A 2,579-nucleotide genomic window follows, 5' to 3' on the forward strand; every position below is an offset into this window, starting at 1 on the left:
TTGTTGGCGTCATAGCTCAGGCTGGTCTCGAAGCCGGGCAACGGCGCGTCGCTGAGGCCGGCGAATTTGGTGCCGCCGAGACCGCCCGTGGCATTGAGGATGGTGTAGTTCCTGGAAACAGAGCCGCCCGCCAGGAACCTGACATCGACGGTGCCGCCCGAAAGATCGGCGGAGCCGATAGCGTTCGCGCGGTCGGCCGTGCTGCCAGAGACCTCGACGGCGTAGACCGAGCCGGCGCCGAACGCAAGGTTCCCGATGATATTGATCGTGCCGATCGAATTGCCCGGCGAAAGCGTGCCGCCGGCCAGCGTGGCGGAGCCGACACTGCCAGTGCCGCCAAGTGTTGCGCCCGCATTCACCGTCAGGCTCGAAAAGAGGATCGAGCCGTTCGCCACAAGCGTGCCGGCGTCGACGATGGTCGCGCCGGTGTAGGTGTTGTTGCCGGAGAGAAAAAGCGTGCCGGTACCGGACTTGACCATCGTGCCGGTGCCGCTGATCACGCCGCTCCAGGTCAGCGGAGCCGATGCAACGAAGAAACCGCCGCTGTTCGTGATCGTGACGGGGCGATTGACCGTCTGTGCCGAAGCATCCGAAGCTAGCCCGATCGTGCCGCTGTTCAGATTGATGGCGCTGCCCGCGGCGCCTAGGCTGGCGTCGGTAGTGAACAACAGCGCGCCGGCCGAAACGGCCGTGCCGCCCGAATAGGTATTCGTACCGGAAAGAATCAGGTCGCCGGAGCCGGACTTGACCAGCACGCCGCTTCCTCCGATGACGCCGCTCAAGGTGAGGGCCTTGCCTGGATCGACGAGCAAGACGCCATTACCCCTCAAAAGCCCGACGGGCCGGGAACTGGTGAAGGTCTCGGAGGCGTGCAGACCGCCGCCGTCGAGCAGGTGGAGATGGGCATCTGCCTTGCCGAGTTTGGCGTCGGAGGCGACAAGCAGGGTTCCGCCTTCCACCCGCGTGCCGCCCGTATAGGTGTTCTCGCCAGTGAGCGCGACCTCGCCGTTGCCTCGTTTCCAGAGATTGCCGGTGCCGGACACGATGCCAGCATAAGTGCCGCTGCCCGCCTGATCGAAGAAGATGGAGGCATTATTGTTGATGGTGATATTGCGCTGCAGGCTCGACGTGTTGCCCTGCAGGATGCCGGCATTGACGATGGTGCCGCCGCTATAGGCGTTGGCGCCGGTGAGAACGGTCACGCCGTCGCCATTCTTGATTAGAGACCAACTGCCGCTGTCGGCGCCGGTGCCGCCAGCTCCGGTCTGGTCGATGATGATGTCGCTTATGGTCTGTGTCTGCCCACCGCTGGGGACGGTGCTGACCGATCCGTTGCCGTGTAGGAAGATGCCCGAACCGATACCCTGGCCGGGATTGCCACCACACACTGGAGATATTGGAAGGCCTTTGCACCCGTTTTCCACTCCACCGTCACCGCCCGCAACGGCATTTCCGGAAATGTTGAGAGCGCCGGCCAGGGTCAGGCTGCCGCCCTCCTGAACGAAGATCGCACCGCCGAGACCGGCGCCGCCACCGCCGCCGGCACTGGGGTCCTTGCCGTTGCTATTGCCGCCGCCGAAGCCACCGGGCACAGCCACTGAGTGGAAGATATCGCCGTTGCCGCCGGCGCCGCCGCCAAAACCGCCGGAGCCACCTCCATTGGGGCCGCCGCCACCGCCACCGCCGAAGCCACCGGGGTGGCCCTGGCGCTCAAAGGCGTGGGCACCGTCGCCGCCGCCGCCTGTACCGCCGCCACCATTGACGACAGGGCCGGCGTCGCCGCCGTTAGCACCGGTGGGCCAATAGCCACCACCGCCGCCGCTGGTCCAACCGCCGGTATCTGGCCTGAGCGCGCCGCCGTTGCCGCCATGGGCCTGGTTGGCTTGCAGGTTGACGTTGCTCACCGTCACATTGGCGCCGCTGGCGACGAACAGCGCGCCGCCCAGTCCAGCGCCGCCACCGCCGCCGCCGCCTCCAATATACAGCTCGCCGCCATACCTTGCGTCGCCTCCTCTGCCGCCCTGGGCCTTGGCGTTGGCGATGGTGAGATCGTTGACGACTACTGTGCCGAACTGGACGAACAGGCCGCGATACTGGTTATTGCCAGACAGCGTGAAGTTGCCACCGTCGATGGTCACGTCTTTCTGCACGGTGGGCAAGTTTGCGCTCAGGGTGACGTTCGCGGTGAAGGTGATGGTGTCGTTTTTCTGGGCGCTACTGATGGCGTCCCTGAGCGTCGCCTCGTCTTTGACAATCCAGTCAGTCTCGACAGCTCTCGCCGGAAGCGTTGTTGACAGCGTTCCAGCTGCGAGAAGGATGGCCAGTGCCAGGCGCGAGCCCGATGTCGACAGACAAGTTTCCCCGAGCAGACGCAGCATCAGGCGAGCCCGCCTCGTTCCATCGATTTTTCTACCCATCTGCTTGACCCCAGAAGCCCCCCGAATTTGGGGGATCTTGAATTGACTGTTGACAAAGGAACAACACGGCAAGATGCGCATAGCCTCACCAGGTGATGCCGAGCTTGAGCTTGCCGGAATAGCTCTTCACGTTGCCGGAGAACTCGCCCTGGAAGGTGGCTG

At 64.5% G+C, this 2,579-nt stretch carries 1 protein-coding gene; it reads right to left on the minus strand.

Annotated features, from left to right (window positions below):
• Positions 1-2,378: autotransporter-associated beta strand repeat-containing protein (locus FJ979_RS32825; RefSeq protein WP_281406012.1), on the minus strand; the 2,378-nt coding region annotated here is incomplete at its 3' end.
• Positions 2,379-2,579: the final 201 nt, after the last annotated feature.

Source organism: Mesorhizobium sp. B1-1-6 (assembly GCF_006443035.1).
In the GTDB taxonomy this organism is placed as follows: Bacteria; Pseudomonadota; Alphaproteobacteria; order Rhizobiales; family Rhizobiaceae; genus Mesorhizobium.